The sequence below is a fragment of the Sodalis praecaptivus genome (assembly GCF_000517425.1).
Taxonomy (GTDB): domain Bacteria; phylum Pseudomonadota; class Gammaproteobacteria; order Enterobacterales; family Enterobacteriaceae; genus Sodalis_A; species Sodalis_A praecaptivus.
On sequence record NZ_CP006570.1, the window covers coordinates 122,793 to 140,676 of the forward strand.

At 57.7% G+C, this 17,884-nt stretch carries 15 protein-coding genes; 6 read left to right on the top strand and 9 right to left on the bottom strand.

Going from position 1 to position 17,884, the window contains the following annotated elements; genetic code table 11:
- Nucleotides 1-740 precede the first annotated feature (740 nt).
- Both SANT_RS21455 and SANT_RS21460 read left to right on the top strand, forming a co-directional pair.
- Nucleotides 741-3,365, top strand: coding sequence for an inverse autotransporter beta domain-containing protein (locus SANT_RS21455; RefSeq protein ID WP_237234713.1), 2,625 nt, complete (start codon nt 741-743; stop codon nt 3,363-3,365).
- 97 nt (nt 3,366-3,462) lie between these two features.
- Entirely contained in the window at nt 3,463-4,518 is a 1,056-nt protein-coding gene (locus SANT_RS21460) for a hypothetical protein (protein ID WP_148296375.1), read from the top strand.
- Here SANT_RS21460 and SANT_RS21465 read toward each other — a convergent pair.
- From SANT_RS21465 to SANT_RS21480, 4 genes are read right to left on the bottom strand one after another with little or no spacing between them, the layout of a single operon-like run.
- Nucleotides 4,515-6,062, bottom strand: a complete 1,548-nt coding sequence (locus SANT_RS21465; RefSeq protein WP_025424277.1) for an FGGY family carbohydrate kinase — start codon at nt 6,060-6,062, stop codon at nt 4,515-4,517. The two genes, SANT_RS21460 and SANT_RS21465, sit on opposite strands and share 4 nt — an antisense overlap.
- A gap of 26 nt (nt 6,063-6,088) precedes the next feature.
- Nucleotides 6,089-7,507: an L-fucose/L-arabinose isomerase family protein gene (locus SANT_RS21470; protein ID WP_025424278.1), complete on the bottom strand. Its 1,419-nt coding sequence runs from the start codon at nt 7,505-7,507 to the stop codon at nt 6,089-6,091.
- A 34-nt stretch (nt 7,508-7,541) separates the two neighbouring features.
- Entirely contained in the window at nt 7,542-8,489 is a 948-nt protein-coding gene (locus SANT_RS21475) for a transketolase family protein (RefSeq protein ID WP_025424279.1), read from the bottom strand.
- The gene (locus SANT_RS21480) at nt 8,482-9,312 is read right to left on the bottom strand and encodes a transketolase (RefSeq protein ID WP_025424280.1); all 831 of its coding nucleotides are present in this window, start codon (nt 9,310-9,312) and stop codon (nt 8,482-8,484) included. The genes SANT_RS21475 and SANT_RS21480 overlap by 8 nt, the downstream gene beginning before the upstream one ends.
- Nucleotides 9,313-9,629: 317 nt before the next feature.
- Between SANT_RS21480 and SANT_RS21485 the strand changes: the two genes are divergently transcribed.
- A complete protein-coding gene (locus SANT_RS21485) occupies nt 9,630-10,586 on the top strand; it encodes a sugar-binding transcriptional regulator (RefSeq protein ID WP_025424281.1) in 957 nt (318 codons plus the stop codon).
- 173 nt (nt 10,587-10,759) lie between these two features.
- Here the strand turns inward: SANT_RS21485 and SANT_RS24545 are convergent, their stop codons facing one another.
- From SANT_RS24545 to SANT_RS21505, 5 genes are read right to left on the bottom strand one after another with little or no spacing between them, the layout of a single operon-like run.
- Nucleotides 10,760-10,930 (bottom strand): hypothetical protein, encoded by a 171-nt coding sequence (locus tag SANT_RS24545; RefSeq protein WP_158500178.1) that lies wholly within the window; start codon nt 10,928-10,930, stop codon nt 10,760-10,762.
- Nucleotides 10,917-12,005, bottom strand: coding sequence for an ABC transporter permease (locus tag SANT_RS21490; protein WP_025424282.1), 1,089 nt, complete (start codon nt 12,003-12,005; stop codon nt 10,917-10,919). The genes SANT_RS24545 and SANT_RS21490 overlap by 14 nt, the downstream gene beginning before the upstream one ends.
- A 1-nt stretch (nt 12,006) precedes the next feature.
- Complete coding sequence (locus SANT_RS21495) at nt 12,007-13,533, bottom strand: sugar ABC transporter ATP-binding protein (protein ID WP_025424283.1); 1,527 nt, start codon at nt 13,531-13,533, stop codon at nt 12,007-12,009.
- Nucleotides 13,533-14,141, bottom strand: coding sequence for a DUF2291 family protein (locus SANT_RS21500; protein ID WP_025424284.1), 609 nt, complete (start codon nt 14,139-14,141; stop codon nt 13,533-13,535). Before SANT_RS21500 ends, SANT_RS21495 begins: the two co-directional genes overlap by 1 nt.
- Before the next feature lie 11 nt (nt 14,142-14,152).
- Nucleotides 14,153-15,094: a D-ribose ABC transporter substrate-binding protein gene (locus SANT_RS21505; protein ID WP_025424285.1), complete on the bottom strand. Its 942-nt coding sequence runs from the start codon at nt 15,092-15,094 to the stop codon at nt 14,153-14,155.
- A 663-nt stretch (nt 15,095-15,757) separates the two neighbouring features.
- Between SANT_RS21505 and SANT_RS21510 the strand changes: the two genes are divergently transcribed.
- The 3 genes from SANT_RS21510 to SANT_RS21515 are packed head-to-tail and all read left to right on the top strand — an operon-like array spanning nt 15,758 to nt 17,868.
- A complete protein-coding gene (locus SANT_RS21510) occupies nt 15,758-16,432 on the top strand; it encodes an O-methyltransferase (RefSeq protein WP_025424286.1) in 675 nt (224 codons plus the stop codon).
- 40 nt (nt 16,433-16,472) lie between these two features.
- Nucleotides 16,473-16,637 carry a hypothetical protein gene (locus SANT_RS24550; RefSeq protein ID WP_158500179.1) on the top strand — a complete coding sequence of 55 codons (165 nt, stop codon included), beginning with the start codon at nt 16,473-16,475 and terminating at the stop codon, nt 16,635-16,637.
- Between the two features lie 37 nt (nt 16,638-16,674).
- Complete coding sequence (locus SANT_RS21515; RefSeq protein ID WP_025424287.1) at nt 16,675-17,868, top strand: MFS transporter; 1,194 nt, start codon at nt 16,675-16,677, stop codon at nt 17,866-17,868.
- Nucleotides 17,869-17,884: the final 16 nt, after the last annotated feature.

Sequence of the window (17,884 nt, forward strand, 5' to 3'; positions counted from 1 at the left end):
GGGCCGTTGAATGAGTTGCAACCGTTAAGTTGCACAAGCCAGTGTATTGCAGATGCCACGTAAGTCTTAAAGCCGCTGCGGTCGAGATGGCCGACACCTTCGGTGTAGGGGAAATGATACCTAAACGGCGATCTATCCGCCCGCTTTGCGGCAAGGTGGCTTTTATTGCTAATTTGTAGCGAAAAGAATGCCGGTGAACGTTATTTTATTAATCAACAGAAGTGATTTCGTAATGAATTTGATCCACGTATTGCCCCTTATCCATTGAAGGGAGGAGGTATATGAACTAGGCGAATAACAACCAATACAATAATTGAAATATTCAAAAATGCTAATAGGCGTGCTGGCGGAAAGGGTGAGGTTTTCGCTTACGCCGATTGAATCTCCTTCGCCGCAAAGATGCTGCAATAACCATTGGCGGTAATGCGGTGGCGAAGGTGTCGGCCAAGCGTGTTTATCCAAATTGATTTAAACCGTTATTACTCAGTAATCGCGCTGGGTGAGATAGGTATTTTTCTATCCTGCTGCGCGCGCTGGGGAATTAATGAGTGCTTTTAAATATGAAAAGAGTTTGTAATAAAAAAGAGCTTCCGCGTTGTCTTACCCTTTTTGCCTGGTTAACTATCGGCGTTCAGACAACCATACCGATATTCTCCGCGTTTGCGCCCGCGTTGGTTCACGCCGCGGAGAAGTCGCGATTTTTAACGGCCCCGGCAGGTCAAGCTACGCTGGACACTAAGGTGTACACCTTATCCGCAGGGGAAAGCACTGCCTCGGTAGCGCGCCAATACCATATGGACATTAATCAGCTGCGTAAACTTAATCAGTTTCGCACCTTTGCCCGCGGTTTTGATCATCTGCAGGCCGGTGATGAGCTTGAGGTGCCGCTGGCGCCGCTGCCCGCCGTGGAATGGAGCGATGATTTCCAGGCATCGGCATTGCCGTCACAGGATGACGCTCAGGCGCAAAAAATAGCGAGCCTGGCCGCGAGCGCGGGCGCTTTTCTCGGCAATAACGACCGTGGGGAAGCGGCGGCGGCGATGGGGCGCGGGATGGCCGCAAGTGTCGCTACCGCCGAGGCTCAGCAATGGTTAAGCCAGTTTGGTACGGCCCGCATACAGTTGGATGTAGATAGCCGGTTCTCTTTGAAAAATTCACAGCTTGATATGCTGGTGCCCCTGCATGATCAACAGAAAACGCTTATTTTTACCCAGGGCAGTCTGCACCGCACCGATGATCGCACCCAATCCAATCTGGGACTGGGCCTGCGCTGGTTCAACGATGGCTATATGCTGGGCGGTAACACCTTCCTGGATTATGACCTGTCACGTGATCATGCGCGGATGGGTATGGGTGTGGAATATTGGCGTGATTTCCTGAAACTGGGCGCCAACAGCTATCTGCGGTTAACGAACTGGAAAGACACGCCAGATTTCGCTGATTATCAGGAACGACCGGCCAACGGCTGGGATATGCGGGTCGAAGGCTGGCTGCCGGCGCTGCCGCAGCTGGGAGCCAAATTAATGTATGAACAGTATTACGGTAAGGAAGTGGCGTTGTTTGGCAAGGACAACCGGCAGCGCGATCCTCATGCTCTTACTTTGGGTATCAACTACACGCCGTTTCCGCTGCTGACGCTGAGCGCCGAGCGGCGACAGGGTAAGGCGGGGGAAAACGATACCCGTATTGGCCTACAGATGAATATCCAACTGGGTCAAACGTGGCGGGCGCAACTGGATCCGGGCGCGGTCGGCGCCATGCGCCAGCTGGCGGGCAGTCGCTATGATCTGGTGGAGCGCAATAACAACATTATTCTGGAATACCGCAAGAAGGATGTCATCTTCCTGTCTATCGTCGATCGTCTGGCGGGGTATGCGGGTGAACAGAAGTCGCTGAATGTATCGGTTAACAGCAAATACGGGCTGGAACGCATTGATTGGGCGGCGCCGGCGCTGCTCGCCGCCGGCGGCAGAATCGTTCAGGAAGACGTCGGCAATGTTAGCGTTGTGTTGCCCGATTATCAGTTCGATGCGCCTGGCGGCAATGTCTATGAAATCAGCGGGGTCGCCATCGACACGCACGGCAATGTTTCACGCAGAGCGAAAACCATTCTTACGGTAACTCAGCCCGCGATTAACGACACCACTAGCGAATTTACGCCGGCTGTCAGCACCTTGCCGGCCGACAACGCCTCGCGGCAAACGCTGGTATTAAAAATCAAGGATGTTCAAGGCAATCCTATCGATATTGGCGAGAATGAAATCAGCGTCACGACCGACAAGGAGCAGGAAAAATCAGGCGCTACCGTTTCCGCTTTGCAACGTCACGATGTCGGCACTTTCACGATGGAGGTGACGGCGGGAACGGGTACCGATGTGGTTAAACTGACCCCCCACGCCCGCAATGTGACTTTTGCCTCGGCTGCCGTGACGATTGCCGCCGACAATGCCACGGCACAGATCAAACGGCTGGTGGTGGTGGACGATAATGCCGCCGCCGACGGTGAAGAAACCAATAAGGTCAAAGTCACCGTCGTTGATGCCTTTCACAATCCGGTACCCGATCTGGCGGTGTCCTTCTCTGCGGATAACAACGCGACGGTTACCGCCAGTGCGATAACCGATACCGCCGGTGAGGCCGTCGCCGAGGTGACCAGTTTGCAGGCCGGGGAGACGACCGTGACGGCGGCGCTCGCCAATACGGCGACCAAAACCGTCAAGACCACCTTCGTTAGCGACAACAAATCCGCGATGATTGCGGCGCTGAAGGTGGTGCAGGACGGCGCCACGGCCGATGGTCAAGCGGAAAACCAGTTGACGGTCAGCGTGACCGATGCCAATGGCAACCCCATCCAGGATCGTCAGGTGCAGTTGCAGGCCGAAAAGGGCGTTCAACTTTCCGCAGAGAGCGTGACGACGGATAACCAGGGTATGGCTACCTTCAGTGCCGTCAGCACCGCCTCCGGTACGTTCAACGTCACCGCCACGACCAATGGCCACCGCAAAACGGCACCGATCGCGTTTGTCGCCGGCGAGGTAGAGAGCGTTAAATCATCGCTAACGGCAGACAAGACGATTATCGCCTCCGACGGTAACCGCGCGATAACCCTGTCGTTCACCGCACGCGATCGCTATGACAATGCCGTCACGGGCCTGAAGGTGGAATTTGTACAGGACGGACTCGAGGGGCAATTAAGCGCCGTCAACGAACAAAACGGCGTGTATACCGCCACCTTTACCGCCACCAAACCGGGGTTGGGCTCGCTGGGCGTCGCCGTTAACGGCAATCGGTTAACGGAGATTCAGTCCGCTGCGGTCGGGGTGTATGCCCAATCGTTGGCCCTGACGTTCGACGTGTCCTCCTAAACGCAATGCAGCGCGGGCCTTTGCGGCGCCGCAGCAGGCAAATGCGCGATTGATTCATGACAATACGCCGTGGCTATGACCACGGTGAAAGGAAAATATGATGTGTAAAAAAACCGCTAAAATGACCCTGTTGTTGATGTTTTGGGCCATAGCGCTGCTTATGTCGGCATCGAATGCCTATGCCTTGTCCTGCCATCAGTCAAGTACGGGCTCGGTCTCGGACACGGAGGCGCTGGGGGTTTCCGCTTATCTTGCCGGCAGCGACAATGGCAAAGTGGTCTGGCGATCCCAATCATTTACCCGCACCATCACCTGTAAGTCGGATTTAACCGCGAACGAGGCCGATCAGGAATCGGTGTATGTGTATCCCTTTCCAAAGCGAGCGGAACAAACATTCCCGGCGGGGGTAAAAATGGGGTTGATATTTAATGGTAAAGATCTCGGGGTCTTCAGCACCGCCGGCGATGTTAACGCTGGTCGAGTCGATACCGGCTATGTCGTCAAAAAAAACTCAGCAAAAGAATTTACCGCTACCTTCCAGGCCTACCTGCTTAAAGACGGTGAAATCAAAACCACCGGGGTGGATGATGTGACGCTGTTTCAGCTCGACGGTGTGAAAGGCATCAATCAAGCGGCGAATAAAAATTACAATTTATCGATTACCGGCTGGGAGAATATCGGCAGCGTCAGATGCAACCCCACCCTTGAGAAGAAAAGTACTCAACTTCCCTCCATCGACACGGACAAGGCGTTAACGGGCGGGGCCACGGCGAATATCATGGCGGCTACCCTTAGCATCAGTTGCAGCACCGACACGCCGGACATTCTGCAACATCTTCGGGCCATCAGCGGTACGCTAAAGGCAACCGGCACGGCGTTTAGCGGCAACAGCGACTATTTCGCCACGGATAAAACGGGTCTGGGGGTAGGTGTGTCCTATGGCGGAAGCACCCTTAAGCCCACCGGCACGCTGACGCTGAGCGTACCGGTTACCGGCGCCAGTGGCAGCATGGTGTTACCCTTAACCCTGAAGCCGCATTTGACCACGTCTTTATCGCTGGGCACGCCCGCCTGGGTTTTTTCGGATCAGGCGAGCAATATAAAAAGCGCGATGCAATTAACCTTTACGCCGGAGCTGGTGGAAACGAATTAAGGTGACAGGGTCACTTTTGCCTCGACGTTTGCTGGCGCCGCCGGGACGCCCAATGCGGTGTTCACCGCCGCGCGCCATTCCCGGTAATTGCCCTTAAGCTTCTGGTGGCGAAGAACGTCGGGATGGTAGGCCGCATGTCCAGGCAAGTACTGGCGCAGCGCACGAGTCTCGATCTGTAACAGCGCTTTGCGCGCCAGGAGCGCCGCGCCCACCGCCGACAGTTCCGCGACCTCGCTGCGCATCACCGGACAACCCAATAGATCCGCCTGAAATTGCATCAACCAGTCATTTTTTGTCGGCCCGCCGTCGACCATCAACGCCTTGAGCGTGAATTCGCCCTGTTGGCGCATCGCCTCGACCACATCGGCAATCTGGTAAGCGATTGATTCCAGCGCGGCGCGGATCAGGTGCGCCCGTTTTACCCCGCGGTTTAAACCCTGAATGAGGCCACGGGCATTGTCGTCCCACCAGGGGGCGCCGAAGCCGGTCAGCGCCGGCACGAAATAGACGCCTAACGTTGAATCCACCGTGGCGGGAAGCGTATTTAACGCCTGCGCGAGTTCCTCCTGCGGCAGATCGCTCAGCCCGGTGCTGTCGGCCATCCAGGCCACCGCGTCGCCGGTATGGGGGATATTGCCTTCCAGACCATACACCAACTGCGTCCCGTCGTGCCAGGCGAGGGTGGTCGCCAGCGCTTGCACGCCGCACTGCATCGGGCTGACCGGTGCCATCACCGACGAGCCCGTACCGTAGGTGGCCTTGACACACCCCGCTGCGCCCAGCCCATGTGCGAACAGCGCCGCGTGCGAGTCTCCTATCATCGCCATGATCGGGATACCGTCCGGGCAGCCCGCCAGCCCCAGGGTATAACCAAAAAGGCCGCTGGAGGGGCGGATTTCGGGCAAAGCGGCGCGGGGGATCTGGAATAGCGCCAGCATGTCATCGTCCCATTCGGCGTGCTGCAGGTTCAATAGCTGGGTGCGCGAGGCGTTGGCATAATCGCAGCGGAACGCGTTGCCCTGCGTTAAATGCCATAAAAGCCAACTGTCCACCGTGCCCAAACAAATTTCACCTTCTGCCGCCTGTGCATCGCCGTTCGGCACCGACGCTAATAGCCAGCGCATTTTCGAGGCGGAGAACAGCGGCGCGATAGGTAGCCCGGTGACGGCCTTTATCCGCCCTTCGTGCCCCTGCAACCGGAGCGTATGACAAAATTCAGCCGCGCGTGAACATTGCCAGCTGATCGCCGGTCCAAGAGGTCGGCCGCTGGCACGATACCAACCGACCGCGGTCTCGCGCTGATTGCTGATGGCCAGCGCCGCCACACGTTCGGCGCCGACGGCCGCAACCGCCTGGGCCAAAACCGCCAGCGAAGCCTCGACAAGCAGTTCGGCGGACTGCTCCACCCAGCCTTCGCGCGGGGTCTGGATCGACAGCGCCCGGGAAAACTTCGCCACCGCGCGCCCGTCACCGTCAAACACCACGGCTTTGGCATTGGTGGTCCCTTCGTCGAGCGCGATAATCATGTCTTTCTCAATCGTCATGGGAAACCTCCCGGCGCCGCGGCGGATTAACGATGCAGGTAGGTATTGACGCCGAGATAGCGGCTAAACGCCTCTTCCAAAACCGCCGCGCTGTTGGAATGGTTCATTGCAACATGGTGCTCGAAGCCGTTTCGACAGATCCACGCCAGCAGATTTTCCAGGTGGGGCACCTGGATAACGGCGCGGCAGCCCACGGTATCAAGCGGATCATCTACCGACAGGCCTTCACCGACATAGGCTTTGATGTCGCCGGTTAGATCGTCGGTGCTAAGCCGGAAATAGGTAAGCTGACCGCTCTTGAGACGGCCGTGGACCGCGCCGCAGGTGTTTTCCTTACCGACGGTGGTGCCGATGATATCTGCGGTCCCCATATGGGGTGATTCCAGACTGGCGGCAGCAAAGTTACCGCAGTGAAAAAGGACGCATTTGTCGCGATCTTCGCCAAAGTTATTATTCCAGTCGGCAATTGATGCCGGGCTCATATTGCTGCTGGCCAGCGCGTACATGGAGAGGGCGCCCATAACATCCACTTCGCAAGCGCTGGGCATCAACTGGCCGGACATAATGCTCATAATCGAGCAGACGTTGATGCCGAGGTTTTCCTGTAGCGACGTCCAGCATTGAATAGCGGTGGTGTCGATGTCGTTGGCGATCACCCATTCGCTGATAACCACGAACAATTTCGCCATGGTCGCGATTTTGTCGGCGGGAATGCCGCTGGCGTCGGCATTATCGAGCAGCAGGCGACGCTTTTCGTCGACGCGAATATCGTCGTCGCGCAGCTGTTTGATGCGGGTAAACACTTCCGAAAGATCCAGCGTCTCTACCGCGATACCCAAACGCTCAAGCAATTTCTCGCTGTAGCGCACGGTATTAAAGCCCGCCGGCCTCGCGCCAATCGCCCCGACGCGTACGCCGCGCATGCTGCTTACCACCCGGCAAATTTGCTCGAAGCGCCGGAGGTCTTGCTCAAAAGGTTCACCACCGAGCGCGCACACATGCTGTGTGGTCAGGGTGAAGGGAATGCCGTATTGCCGCAGGTTATTGCACAGGGAGATTTTGCCGCAAAAGCTGTCGCGCCGCGTCGCGAGCCCCATTTTGTCCAGATTATCCTCTTCCGCCTGGACCAGCACCGGTACGTTGAGGCCGGAAAGGCGCAGCGTTTCCGCCACCGCTTTTTCATCGCCGAAATTCGGCAGCAGTACTACAACGCCGTGAATTTCATCGCGGTGCGCGCGGAATAACGCGGCGCAGATTTTGGCATCCTGGCGTGTTTCCACGCCGCCGAGTTCGGTTTGCGTCTCGTCGAGCATAATAGTGTTAATGCCGACGCGCGCAAACAGCGCGATCGCCTGTTCACGCGCTTCTGCCACCAAATAACTGGGGAAAAAGCCCCGGTTGCCGATGATAATCGCCATAGTCAGTTGTTGCGGAATTCGGGACATTGCTTTCTCTCCAATAGGGTTCAGTCGGGCGCAGTTAGTGTTGCGCCCGCAACAGGGCGGTGGCGTTCTTTACGACGCCTGCCGCATCTATCTCGTGCCGGGCGCGGGTGGCGGCGCGATCGGCGGCGATGGCATAGTGCCCATCGGCAATACCCAGCCGGCGCAGCGGAATAGGGCATCCGGCCTCCGCCAGCACTTCCGCCGTCAAGCTACCCACGCCGCCGTTGATGTTATGTTCTTCTACGCTGACAGCCACTTTACAGGTGCGCAGGGCGGTCAACAGCTGCGACGTGTCGCAGGGACGAATAGACGGTACACTGATCACACAAGCGCTAATACCGGCGTCTGCCAGTTGTGTGGCGGCCTCGACAATTTCATGGACGGTGGAGCCCATCGCCACCAGCGCGACGTCGCTGCCGGCGCGCAGGACATCAATGGCCCCCGGCGCAAACCGATAGTGAGAATCATGCAGTTCTGGAAGCGCTTTGCCGTCGAGGCGAATATAAACCGGGCCGACATGTTCTAAGGCGTAATCGATAATTTGCCGGCATTCAATCGGGCAGGAGGGCGCATAAATTTCGATATGGCCGAAACCGCGCAACACCGCAATATCGTCGATACTATGATGGGTGCTGGCCAGCGGGCCGTAGCTCGCCCCGGCATTGAGGCCGAAGAGCTTCACGTTGGTATTGTTGTAGCAAATATCGACTTTGATCTGCTCGTTGGCGCGCGAAATCAAAAACGGCGCGGCGTTACAGGTGACGGCAACCTTACCCCCGATGGCCAGGCCCGCCGCCGCGCCGACCAGCGTTTGCTCGGCGATACCGACATTAACCACCCGGCCGGGGAATTGTTGCATAAAGGGCGCAATTTTGGCCGTCGAGGTGGAGTCCGCCACCACCGGCACCAGATCCACGCCGCGCGCTACCGCGTCGATAAACGCATTCACCATGACCGTGGCGAGATGTTCGCTATTACTCATCTTTCAGTTCCTCCAGCGCCAATTCGATTTCATCTCCTTTCGGCACCCGGTGATGCCACTCAGGACGTCCCTGGATAAAAGAGACGCCCGCGCCTTTGGTGGTATGGGCGATGATCACCTGTGGCTTGCCCTGCGGTTGTAGCGCTTCCAGGGTGTTCACCACGTCGGCCATATCGTTGCCGCGGCACACGGTAACCGCCAGACCGAAAGCGCGCCATTTCTCATCCAGCGGATCGGTGTTCATGATGTCTTTGGTCGCCCCCGCCAGTTGCAGGCTGTTTTTATCATTAATGATGATCAGGTTATCGAGCTGGTAATGGGCCGCCACCAGCGCAGCCTCCCAGTTGCTGCCTTCCGCCAGTTCACCGTCGCCGGTCACCACAAACACGCGGCGTCGGCTGTTGCTCCGCTTCGCGGCCAGGGCGATCCCCACGGCCACCGGTAGACCATGACCCAGCGCGCCGGTGTTGAGTTCAATGCCGGGGGTTTTGTGCCTGACCGGATGGCCCGGCAGATGTGAATCGGCGTGTTGATAGGTGGCAAGCCAGTCGACGGGGATAAACCCGGCCTCCGCCAGCACGCAGTAATAACCCCCCACTGCGTGGCCCTTCGACTGGATATAAATGTCGCGTTCGTCGCTAACTTGCAGCGCGGGCGAACAATTCAGCACGCGGAAGTACAATGCCGTTAACAGCTCAACCTGGGATAAATCAGCCCCGGTGTGCCCCCCTGCCGGACTTTCGGCGTTCAACACGATGATGCGGCGGCGTATCGCGCGTGCTTTTCTTTCAAGCTCCTCAACGGAGAACGAAAACGGATTCATTATGCACCTCTTGAATGTATAATCTTGTGTGAATAAATATTCTAATAGGGTATAAACATGTCCATAGAAGGTGGATTACCGCCGTGATGCCTGGAAATAACGACGGACCTGGTATTACCGTGAATAAATATTCACTACTGATTTATTATTCATGATTCAAGATAGGCTTTGTTAAACGCTTTGTCTACGCTTTCCGACGTCAAATTTGACAGAAAAGAGAATAGGATCACACTCGGAATGCGGGGTACCGGGCAGGCCGACTTGTTATCTATTCAACTATGCATAAAAATAACCGGCAGCGAATCTGAGGAAACCTTATGTCAAAGCAGGATGAACAACGTCTGCTGGTAAAAATTGCCACGCTTTACTACAGCGAGAACAAAAAACAATCGGAAATTGCCTCCCTGCTGCACCTCTCCCAGTCATTCGTGTCGCGCGCGCTCACGCGCTGCCAGAAAGAAGGTCTGGTGAAAATCACCGTGGTGCAGCCGACCAATATTTTCGTGGCGCTGGAAAAAGCCATCGAAAAACAGTACGGCATTCGCCAGGCGATCGTCGTCGATGTGGGGGAGAGTCCGACCCATGCGCAAATCAAGCATGCCATCGGCAGCGCCGCGGCCCACTATGTCGAGACGCGCATCCGCCCGGAAGACTTGGTGGGTATCTCATCCTGGAGCAGCACCATTCGCTGCATGGTGGATGAAATGCATCCGCAAAACGTTCGCGCCGAGGGCGTCATTCAACTTCTGGGCGGCGTCGGGCCCAACGGTAATGTCCAGGCGACGATCCTAACGCAACAGTTGGCGGCGCATCTCGGCTGTCCGGCGTGGCTGCTGCCTTCGCAAAGCATAGAGCATTCGGTGCAAGAGCGCGCCCGCCTAGTCAATAGCCCGGAGGTGGCGGCGGCGGTGGCGAAATTCTCTGAAGTGGATGTGGCGATTGTCGGTATCGGCGAGCTTGAGCCCTCGCAGCTGTTGAAAAATTCCGGCAACTACTATAACGAAGCCATGCTGCAACTGCTCGCGGCGCGCGGCGCGGTGGGGGACATTTGCCTGCACTACTATAACGCGGCGGGCAAGCCGGTTCTTGCGCCGGATGAAGATCCGGTGATCGGTATGGAGCTGGCGCAAATCCGCGCCTGTCCGCACGTTATCGCGCTGGCCGGCGGCCCGGAAAAGCGTAACGCCATTCGCGGCGCGCTGGAAGGCAAGTATATCGATGTGTTAATTACCGATTACCCGATGGCGCGCAGCCTGGTTAATTCCCCAGGGTAAAAGTGAGAACCGGTACTGTGTTCAAGCGAGAAACATTCCCGTGCGCAGCGGAACAATTCACCGGCAGGAAACAGCCCCGCGTACGGCGCGATTGGTCTGTAGGCGGGAGACCGATCCGCGCGCGGCGACGCAATTCACTGCGGGAAACATCCCCGCGTGCGGCGGAACAATGCTCAGGTGTGGAACATTCCCGTGCGCAGCGGGGCATCTTTCGGGCGGGGAACACTCCCCCCTGCGCCCGGACCATCATTAACGAATAACGCCAGCGACGCCGTCGGGTAAACCGTTGGCGCGCCATACCCTTCCTGCGGCGCGAAAGGGGTAAACGGTTTACTTGCCCTCAATCACCGCCTTTTGCGCGACCACGGCCGCTTTTTGCTGCATTCGATTTTGCATCTGGTCGATAATCACCGCGACGATAATCACCAAACCTTTGATCACCATTTGCCAAAATTCGCTTACGCCCATCATGACCAAGCCGTCGGCGAGAAAGCCTATCACGAATGCGCCTATCAGCGTGCCGAGCAGGGTGCCGCGTCCGCCGGCCAGCGAGGTGCCGCCGAGCACCACGGCGGCGATGGCGTTCATTTCAAAGGCGGTACCGTTGGCAGGATGGCTGGCCGACAGCTGGGCGGACACGACGATCCCGGCAATCGCCGCGCAGAAACCCGACAGGGTATAGACCCAGATCTTGACCTGTTTGACTTTCACCCCCGACAGCTCGGCGGCGCGCTCGTTATCGCCAATGGCATAGACATGGCGGCCAAACGGCAGGCGGCGGGCGACGTAGGCAATCGCCAGCGCCAGGACAATCATGATCCAAATAGCCCAGGGGATCCCCAGCAACGTACCGGCGCCTATTTCATCAAAGCCGGTATTGCCCAGCAGCGGGTTGCCCGAAAGGCCGGTAAAGGTCTGACCGTCCGAGGTGAGCATCGCCGCGCCGCGCAGGACGTACATCGTGCCCAGGGTACATATGAACGGCGCGACGTTGTAGCGGGTGATGATCCAGCCATTAACCGCGCCTATCAGCCCGCCAATAAGCAGCACCAACGGCACGATGACCCAGACGCTGGGAAAAATCGCGATACCGAACATCGGCAGAACAATACCCTTGGTGATAAGCCAGCCGGCAATCATGCCGCATAAGCCGAGCGTGGCGCCGATCGACAAATCAATCCCGGCGGTAATGATAACGAAGGTGATACCCAGCGCCAAAAAGGCGTTGATGGCGATGTGCTTGATCATGATGACCAAGCTGCCGGCGGAGAGAAAACCCGACACGGTAAAAGTAAAAAAACCCACAATCAGAAACAGCGCGATAAAGGTGCGCAGCTTTAACAGTAATAGCAACAGATGTTCACGCGTTAGCGCCGTACCGGCCTGCGGCGCGACAGCAACAGATTGCGTTGTTTTCATATCAAAACCCCTGAGCACTTGCCGTCACCAGCGCCGATTCTTCGGCCTGATCGCGTACGATATCCGCGGTAAGTTTGCCGCCGGACATCACCAGAATGCGGTCAGATACCGCCATAATTTCTTTCAGATCGGAGGTGGAGAACACCACCGCGATCCCCTGTTCGGACAGTTGTACCATCATGCGGAACACGTCTCCCTTCGCGCCGACGTCGATGCCGCGCGTCGGTTCGTCCAAAAACAGAATTTTGGGATTGGTCAACAGGGAGCGGCCGATCACCACCTTCTGCTGATTGCCGCCGCTTAGCGCCTGAATTTCGACCTCCGGCGACGAGACCTTAATTGACAGGCTGCCGATGGTGCTGGCGACCACCTGCTCTTCCTCTTTATGCGCAATGGCGAATCCGCGTTGCAACCGCCGCCAAAGACTGGCGATGGTCAAGTTGGCGGCCACCGACGAAATGGGGAAAATCCCGGTGCGCTTACGGTCTTCCGGCACCAGGCTCATGCCCATCCGGATGCGTTCAGCGGTATTCAGGCGCTGCGGCAACGGCTTACTGTCGAGCCACAATTTGCCGAGGTAATTACGTTGCGTCCCCAGCATGCACTCGAATAGCTCGGTCCGTCCCGCGCCCATCAGCCCATAGATACCGACGATTTCCCCGGCGTGTACCTTAAAACTGACATCATTGACTACCGCATTGCCCGCCGCGTTGACATAGGTGATATGCTCCGCCTCGAGCACCGGCGCGCCGAAGGTTCGCCCGGGCGGCAGAAACTGGGTAACCGGCTCGCTGCCGAGCATTTCCCGCACGATCCACGGAACGTCGATGTCGCAGACGTTGGCCTCGGCCTGGAATTTGCCGTCGCGCAAAATGGTGATGACATCGCCAATAGCCATCAGCTCTTCCAGCCGGTGCGAGATGTAGATAATCGTCACCCCCTGACGGGTCAGCTCGCGAATGACGCGGAACAGAATATCCACTTCGGTCTTGCTTAACGCCGAAGTGGGCTCGTCGAGAATCAAGATGTCGGCGTCTTCCGCCAGCGCTTTGGCTATCTCCACCAACTGCTGCTGACCGACTTTTAACGTGCCGACCGTTTCCCGCGGGGAGATCGGTTGGTCGAGACGCTTCAACAGCTCAGCGGTGCGCGTTTCCTGCTCCTGTTGGTTAATCGGCGCCAACCCTCGTTGTAATTCCCGGCCGAGAAAAATATTCTCGGCGACGTTGAGATTTTCAAACAGGTTCAACTCCTGATGCACCATGCCGATGCCGTGGGCCGCCGCTTCCCGCGTGTTGGCGAACCGTACCGCGTTACCGTTTAGCCACATCTCGCCCAGGCTCGGCTGCTGCACGCCGGCAAGGATCTTCATCAGCGTGGATTTGCCCGCGCCGTTTTCGCCGATAATCACGTTCACCTTGCCGCGCCACACGTTGTAATCGACGTTATCCAGCGCCACGGTGCCGGGAAAGAGCATCGACATGCCGCGGGTGCGCAAGATGATCTCATCCGCAGGGCTTTCGCTCATTAGGGTGTCTCCTGTTTCAACGTCAGCGCGGCGGCGTCGGTAATTTTGCCGTCAAGGAGCGTGACCGCCATCAACACGCTTGCCGTGGTGTTGGCCCAGCTTTCGTCTACCTGCGGCAAGTGTTTCACCGCCTCGCGGTTATAAGCGCGGGACAATTGCGCGAACTGCACCTGGTTTGTGAAGTCCTCAAACTTGAAGCTGGTGGCGTCGCGTATGGCATTGCCGCGCATGACCGGTCCCAACTGCACCTCCAGCGGTTGACCATTGACGTTAAAGGTCAGTTTTTGCTCGCGTGCATTACTGCGATCAACCTGTTCGATGCGACTGGTCAGGCGGACAAAAACGCTGCGCGGCGTCGATGACGACGTTTTCAGCTGCGCGCCGAGCGCGGCGGCGTCTAGCGCGTGCTGCTGCGCGGCATCCATGACGCGGGATTGCCAGGTCTGTTGCGCGATCTGCTGCGGGGTCTGGTCAGCGAAGCTGGCTTTGGCCGCGGGGTCGGTTGGTAAAATCGGCTTGCCGTTTTCGTCCAGATCCACCACCGTGCAGGCCGTCAGCAATAGGGTAGAGCACCCTATGAGCGCGCTACCCCATTGTGTTAACCACATAGCGCCTCCGCTTATTTGTTCAGGTTGAACATGCTGAGCTTACCGGCATTGGTTTCATCAATCAGTACGCAGTCCATCAACTGTTTTTCGTCCTTCTGCGCTTTGCCGTTTTTCAAATAGTAATCCGCCTGCTCAACGGCCATTTGCGCCTGTTGCCAGCCGGGCTGGAGCACGGTGGCTTTGATATTGCCTTTGTTCAGGATGGCGTCGCGGGTGTAATCGCTGCCGTCAAATCCCACCACAATGACGTTGGTCTTGCCGGCGGCCTTCAGCGCGGCTTCCGCCCCCAGCGCCATGGTGTCGTTACCGGCGATGACCCCCGCGATATCGTGGTTGCTTTGTAAAATGGCCTCCATACGGGTAAAGGCTTCGGTCTGGCTCCAGTTGGCGGTTTGCTGTGCCACCATTTTCATATCCTGATAATCGTCAAGCACATCGTGATAACCCTGCGATCGGACGCTGGCGTTGGTGTCAGACTGACGACCGAGGAGCTCGACATATTTCCCTTTGCCGTCAAGCAGTTTGGCAAACTTTTCCGCCCCCAGCTGCGCGCCCTGGTAGTTATTGGAAACGATCTGCGCGACGGCGACCCCGGTTTTGTTGATTTCGCGGTCGATAAGGAAAGCGGGAACGCCTGCGGCTTTGGCTTTCTCCAGCGGCCCGACGGTAGCATCGGCCCCGGCGTTATCGAGAATTATCGCTTTTGCTTTACGGGCTATCGCCGTTTCGATCAGCTGGTTTTGTTTGTTGACATCGTCGTCATGGGAGGCGATAAGCGTGGTATAGCCTAATTGTTTTGCTTTCTCCGCTGCGCCATCGGCTTCCGCTTTGAAGAACGGATTGTCGTGCGAAGGGGTGATTATCGCAATGAGGCCGTTATCGGCGGCCAACAGCGAGCCGGATGCAGCGAACAGTGAAGCGAGTAGGGCGGATTTCAGTAAGGCCTTGTTCATCATTTTTTCTCCACATTGAATATATATTCAATAATGATTTATTATTCAAATTAACGATAAAGCCACTATGGGAAACTGTCTATGGTTTGCGCAGCTAATTTCCTAAAAGGAGAAAAGGATCACGATCTGGCCGTGTTTTCCCGTCGCTGTACAGGTCCGGCGGTCGGTTATGTCACCCTCCCGGCGTCGGCGTTCACGCCAATACCGCGGCTATCCCGCCGATATCCCCCCGCTGCCCCCGCCGCAGATCCCTACCTGATCGCCTGCGATGCCTTACCTCACCCCGCAATAGTAAGGCGACGCGGTGCCCTCAGGACGCGGGCCGAAAATGCTCTGCGCCGCCTCGCCGCCTCGCCGCCTCGCCGCCTCGCCGCCTCGCCGCTTCCCGCGCCGTTTTATCGCTCAACGCTCTGTAAGGCGATGAGGGACGTTTTCCATCCATCCCTTTGCATAATGTCCCCGTGTGGAAAACCTGAATACCCGGGCGAAAAAGGCCGCCGCCAGCCGCGTTGGCGGTGGCAAACGGCGTTATTTTGTCGACTATTTTCCGTAAGTTATGCCGAAGGTTTGCTTAGCGTGAGTGAATGCGAATAAAAAATGCGAGTAATACATCGTATTATTGTTACAGCTTACTCCCTTTGACTTTCTGAGAAGGATGACTTTGTGAATACCTTATTGACTCAACCGGTCGCAACCCTGTTGGCGCGCTTGTTCGGTGATGCCGACTTGGCTTGGTCGGCCGACTCGCCGTCATCGCGCTATTGGGAAGGTTTAACCGCCGAGGAACAAAACCAATTGGTGCGTAGTAAAACCCAATACCGGGAATTTTATAGCCGTCTGAAAGACGCGCCGCTGTCGGTTTCCCGCAATACGGCGCGCATGCTGTACATGCTGGCGCGCAGCAACCGGGCTAGCCATATCGTGGAGTTTGGCACCTCTATTGGTCTTTCCACGCTTCATCTGGCCGCCGCGCTTAAGGATAACGGCGGTGGCAAGCTTATCAGCACCGAATTTGAACCCGCCAAAGTGCAGCTTGCGCGTCAGCATCTCGCAGAAAGCGGGCTGGCGGGTCTGGTTGAAATACGCCAGGGCGATGCGCTGCAAACCTTGAGCGCCGGTCTGCCGATCGCCATCGACATCCTGTTTCTGGATGGCGCGAAAGGGCTTTATCTAGACATTTTAGCGCTGGTTAAACGCCGCCTGAGACCGGGGGCGCTGATCATCGCGGACGATGCGGATTTTTGCCCCGATTACCTTGAGGTGGTGCGTTCGTCGCCGGCGGAGTTTATGTCGACAGCCTTTGATGACGGCTGTGAGATCTCCACCTATCTTGGCTGAGGTTTCACCCGGCCTGAATTTCCCCGCCCAGGAGTAACCTATGGCAAAGAGGAGAAGCATCGCCATCGTCAACGGATCGTTTCAGGGGATCGGCGCCGTGCTGGCCTTGCGCTTAGTCGCCGAAGGTTATCAGCGGGTGGTGAATGACCCCGACGGCGGCTTTATCAGCGGTCAAATTAACAAGACGAACGGCGGGCGCAACTGATGCTTGTCCGACGCCTTAACCAGGCAAGTGAAAAGCCATGACGAAGTTATCTCGACGGGATGCTGGGCAGGTTCGCCTGTGGATCGTGTCCGCGGTGTTATTTGTATCCTATTTGTGTGTCGCCATCCCGCTGCCGGTGGTGCCGGTGTTTACCACTCGTCAACTTGGCCTGAGCAATAGCTGGGCCGGGCTGGCGGTGGGGGTCGCTTTTTTTTCCACCCTCCTGACCCGCGGCCGCGCGGGTGCGCTATCCGACGCTGCGGGCAGCAAAAGCGCCACTCGACGCGGGCTGCTGTTCTATGGGGCGGGAGCGTTTATCTCGGCGTTGGCCGGCGTGACGACGCTACCGCCGCTGGCGGCCTACTTCATCCTTGTCGCCGGTCGGTTACTGGTTGGGTGGGGCGAAAGCCTGGTCGGTGTGGGGATTATCACTTGGGGCATTGGCCTGGCTGGCCCGGCGCAGGCGGGTAAGGTGTTGGCTATCGTCGGCGCAGCCATCTATGGCGCGCTGGCCGTCGGCGGCCCGCTGGGGCTGGTGCTGTTGAACCATGTCGGTTTTCTCGGTGTTATGGCGGTAAGCGTTGTTTTGCCGTGCGTGGGCATCTTGGCGATAGCGCCTCTGGCCGAAATCGCGCCGGCTGCGGCGCCACCCCGGCGCGCGGCGCTTTACCCGGTGCTGGGGCGTATCTGGCGCCACGGGCTGATCGTGTGTTTGCAGGGAGTGGGATTCGCCATTCTGGGCGCCTTCTTTTCGCTGCTGTTTCTGCATCGCGAATGGGCGCACGCCGGTTTCGGCATCACGGCGTTTGGCGCCGGTTTTGTCCTGGTGCGTTTATGCCTGGGGCACTTGCCGGACACCCGAGGCGCTCTGCCGGTAGCGACAGTTTCCCTGGCGGTGGAGGCCGTGGGTCAGCTCCTGCTGTGGGGGGCGGGGACGCCGGAGGTGGCCCTGGTCGGCGCATTGATGACCGGGATAGGCTGTTCGCTGATTTTTCCGGCGATGGGACGGGAGGTGGTCCAGCAGGTACCGGCAGACCTGCGCGGAACCGCCATGGGAGGCTTTTCGGCCTTCCAGGATTTGGCCTACGGGCTGTCGGGGCCCGTAGCCGGCGTGCTAGCGGACCGGGCGGGATATGACAGCGTATTTTTACTGGGCGCCACGGCGGCAGGCGTCGCCTTGGCTATCGCCGCGGGACTTTGGCGGGCGGACGCGCGCTCATCCCAGCGGTGAGGTTACGATGCAAGTG

Excerpts from the sequence above, each read along its gene's own strand:
- SANT_RS21460 (WP_148296375.1), top strand. The coding sequence starts at position 3,463 with ATGATGTGTAAAAAAACCGCTAAAATGACCCTGTTGTTGATGTTTTGG.
- SANT_RS21475 (WP_025424279.1), bottom strand. The coding sequence starts at position 8,489 with ATGAGTAATAGCGAACATCTCGCCACGGTCATGGTGAATGCGTTTATC.
- SANT_RS21490 (WP_025424282.1), bottom strand. The coding sequence starts at position 12,005 with ATGAAAACAACGCAATCTGTTGCTGTCGCGCCGCAGGCCGGTACGGCG.
- SANT_RS21500 (WP_025424284.1), bottom strand. The coding sequence starts at position 14,141 with ATGTGGTTAACACAATGGGGTAGCGCGCTCATAGGGTGCTCTACCCTA.
- SANT_RS21515 (WP_025424287.1), top strand. The coding sequence starts at position 16,675 with ATGACGAAGTTATCTCGACGGGATGCTGGGCAGGTTCGCCTGTGGATC.
- SANT_RS24550 (WP_158500179.1), top strand. The coding sequence starts at position 16,473 with ATGGCAAAGAGGAGAAGCATCGCCATCGTCAACGGATCGTTTCAGGGG.
- SANT_RS21465 (WP_025424277.1), bottom strand. The coding sequence starts at position 6,062 with ATGACGATTGAGAAAGACATGATTATCGCGCTCGACGAAGGGACCACC.
- SANT_RS21480 (WP_025424280.1), bottom strand. The coding sequence starts at position 9,312 with ATGAATCCGTTTTCGTTCTCCGTTGAGGAGCTTGAAAGAAAAGCACGC.
- SANT_RS21485 (WP_025424281.1), top strand. The coding sequence starts at position 9,630 with ATGTCAAAGCAGGATGAACAACGTCTGCTGGTAAAAATTGCCACGCTT.
- SANT_RS21505 (WP_025424285.1), bottom strand. The coding sequence starts at position 15,094 with ATGAACAAGGCCTTACTGAAATCCGCCCTACTCGCTTCACTGTTCGCT.
- SANT_RS21470 (WP_025424278.1), bottom strand. The coding sequence starts at position 7,507 with ATGTCCCGAATTCCGCAACAACTGACTATGGCGATTATCATCGGCAAC.
- SANT_RS21495 (WP_025424283.1), bottom strand. The coding sequence starts at position 13,533 with ATGAGCGAAAGCCCTGCGGATGAGATCATCTTGCGCACCCGCGGCATG.